Below are 3050 nucleotides of genomic sequence, written 5' to 3' on the forward strand. Positions count from 1 at the left end.
CGCGGACCCGGCAGGGTGGATCGACTAACCACGCCCGGCCCTTCGCAGGCTCAGGGCGTTCGAAGCTCGAAAAGCCAAGCAATTGGCTTTTCGTTCGCTGCGCGAACCGCTTCTCACCCAATAAAAAACCGACGTCAGCTTGCTTCTGACGTCGGTCATTTAGGTTTTGGGATCGTCGCACCCGATTCTTCCGAAGAAGAACCGAGGTTGGTTCGATCCGACGCAGACCCGTGGGCGGGGGGCTTGGGGTTTACGAGCCGGTGCCGGACCGAACCGTCTCAGGCAACACCGGTAAATTCGTCGGACATTGGGGCATGAGCGCGGATAAAAAAAGGCAGAAATGTGGCGGAACATCACCAATTCCAACACGGCGTTTCATAAAAGTGACTGGACGTAACGGAAACAGCGCGGCGCGGGGCTCGGTTCGCTGGGCTTGCAATTCAGTCGCGAACACGCCAACTTTGGTTGGCAAAGATTCATTTTGAAGGATCGAGGCATGACCGATGACAGCGGCGGGACGGGGGATGGGGACGCATCCGCGATATTGATCCCGCTGCACGAGGCGCGACGCGAACGTCTCGATCAGCCGGTGCGGTTCGACCGCCGCGAGTTGGACCAGATCCTCAGGCTCTACGGCCGCATGGTCGCCGCCAATGAATGGCGCGACTACGCCATCGATCATCTTGCGGATCGCGCTGTGTTTTCCGTATTTCGCCGCACCAGCGAAGTGCCGCTGTTCCAGATCGTCAAGGATCCGAAACTGGCCCGCAAGCAGGGCGCTTTTGCCGTCATCGCCGCCGGCGGCCGCATCCTGAAGCGCGGCCAGGAACTCGGCCGCGTGCTTGGTGTGTTCGACAGCAAGCTGAAGCTGGTCGAAGCCTGAGCTGGGGAATTAGAGCAGGGGAATTGAAGAACTGGAGAATTGATGAAAAGGGCACTCGACGCCTGATGTAATCGCCTTCCTCTTCAGTTCTTCAGTTCTTCAATTCCCCAATTCTTCAGTTCCTTCTTCAATCCCCTCCAAGGCGAAACTTCCGCTCCGGCAGCGATTCGGGATCGGGCGGCAGCGTCGCACCGCCATTCAGCGACAGCTGCATGAACACCGTGTCCAGCCAGCGCCCATGCTTGTAGCCGGAACCATCAAGGCGCCCTGAATGGCGAAAGCCGAGCTTTTCGTGCAACCGCACCGAGGCGCTGTCGGGACGGCCATCGCCGATCACCGCGATGATCTGGCGAAAGCCCGCCGTCGTCACTGCCTCGATCAGGCTTTGCATCAGCTTGAGCCCGACGCCCTGCCCTTGGCCTCGGGCGCGACATAGACCGAATCCTCGACGATGAAGCGATAGGCCGGGCGTGGCCGGAAGGCGCCGGCATAGGCGTAGCCGAGAACGGCGCCGTCCTTCTCCGCCACCAGGTAAGGAAAGCCGCCGGCCGTCAGGCTGTCGAATCGAACACCCATCTCCGCACGGCTCGGCGGCTCCAGCTCATAGCTCGCCGTGCCTTGGGTCACCGCATCGGCATAGATGTCCGTGACGCTGTCGAGGTCGGCCACCGTGGCAGGCCGGATCGCAATATTGCTCATTGTTTATGCATGCCGTTTCTCTGCTCGCAATAACAGCAAAGGCCAAGACAAAAGAAAAGGGCGGCCGTTGGGCCGCCCTTCCGGAAGTTGATGGTCCAATGCCGCTTTAGCGGCGGTCGCCCATGAACTGCAGCAGGAACATGAACAGGTTGATGAAGTCGAGATAGAGCGTCAGAGCGCCCATGATCGCCTTGCGGCCGGCGACGTCGGAAGTGTCGCCCTCGAAATACATCTCCTTGATCTTCTGCGTGTCATAGGCGGTCAGGCCCGCGAAGACCAGCACGCCGATCGCCGACACGGCAAAGGACAGCGCCGACGACTGCAGGAAGATATTGATCACCGACGCGATGATGATGCCGAACACGCCCATGATCAGGAACGAGCCCATCGCCGTCAGGTCGCGCTTGGTGGTGTAGCCGAACAGCGACAGCGCACCGAAGGCGGCGGCCGTGGCGAAGAAGGTCTGTGAGATGCTGGCCGTGGTGTAGACCAGGAAGATCGAAGACAGCGACAGGCCGACGAGACCAGCATAGACCCAGAACGTCGTCTGCGCCGCCGAAACGCTCATCGACTGAACGCGGAACGACAGGAACAGCACGGCAGCCAGCGGCGCCAGCATCACCACCCAGCGCAGCGGCGAGCCGAAGATCGCGTAGCCGAAGGAGGTCAGCATCTCGCCGCTTGGCAGCGTCGCGACAGCCGAAGCCGGATCGGTGGTGGTGGCCAGCATGATCGTGCCGATCGCGGCAAGACCAGTGATGAGGAGGCCAAGCCCCATCAGATTGTAGACCCTGATCATATAGGCGCGCAGGCCCTGATCGATGTCGGCACCGACGCTGACGCCGGGCACGGCGCGCGTCTGGTAGTTGCGAATGGGATCAGCCATTGTAGTCCTCTATTGCTTCTGCCCCGTCGGGTGTCAGGTCCTTCCGGACCCAGGCGCCGCTGGCAGGGCTCCAGCATGCCTGTGGCGAAATATGATGGTTATTCGCGTCAAGAACAAGTCCGTAACCGGATGTAACGGTTCGTGAGAGGGCGAAGTGCCGATTCCTCGGCTTTTCGGAGGGCTTTCTTACCAAGATTTAATCCAGCATGCCCATTTCCGGGCCTGTCGTCACAAATTGCGCAGCACCGGCGCTGCCTTGTGGCCGAGCACCCGCCAGGTGCCGGCAAGACCAATGCCGACCGTGATCACCAGCGAAAACAGAATGGTCGCCACTGCCACCTCGGGCATGAAATGCGACGGCAATGTCATGATGCGCGCAACGACGAACCAGGCCGCCGCACTGCCCGCCGCCAGCGCGAAGATGGCGGTGGCCAGTCCGATCAGCATGTATTCGAGCGAGAAGGCCGATATCAGCGTCGTGCGTGTCGCCCCCAGCGTCTTCAGCACCACCGCATCATGGATGCGCGCCCGGTTGCCGGCGGCGAGCGCACCGGCCAGCACCAGCACCGAAGCGATCAGCGC

At 61.2% G+C, this 3050-nt stretch carries 3 protein-coding genes and 1 pseudogene; 1 reads left to right on the plus strand and 3 read right to left on the minus strand.

What is annotated here, in order from left to right; genetic code table 11:
* Positions 1–496 precede the first annotated feature (496 nt).
* The gene (locus EN749_RS33480; protein ID WP_127269004.1) at positions 497–883 is read left to right on the plus strand and encodes a DUF2794 domain-containing protein; all 387 of its coding nucleotides are present in this window, start codon (positions 497–499) and stop codon (positions 881–883) included.
* A gap of 127 nt (positions 884–1010) precedes the next feature.
* Here EN749_RS33480 and EN749_RS33485 read toward each other — a convergent pair.
* The 3 genes and pseudogenes from EN749_RS33485 to EN749_RS33495 form a co-directional block, all read right to left on the minus strand.
* Positions 1011–1582 (minus strand): annotated as a pseudogene (locus EN749_RS33485) (N-acetyltransferase family protein).
* A gap of 106 nt (positions 1583–1688) precedes the next feature.
* Positions 1689–2468 carry a Bax inhibitor-1/YccA family protein gene (locus tag EN749_RS33490; RefSeq protein ID WP_127271172.1) on the minus strand — a complete coding sequence of 260 codons (780 nt, stop codon included), beginning with the start codon at positions 2466–2468 and terminating at the stop codon, positions 1689–1691.
* Positions 2469–2696: 228 nt separating this feature from the next.
* Positions 2697–3050 (minus strand): FtsX-like permease family protein (locus tag EN749_RS33495; protein ID WP_128364772.1); only part of this gene is annotated, 354 nt, incomplete at its 5' end.

This window comes from Mesorhizobium sp. M7A.F.Ca.ET.027.02.1.1, from assembly GCF_004022985.1.
Classification (GTDB): domain Bacteria; phylum Pseudomonadota; class Alphaproteobacteria; order Rhizobiales; family Rhizobiaceae; genus Mesorhizobium.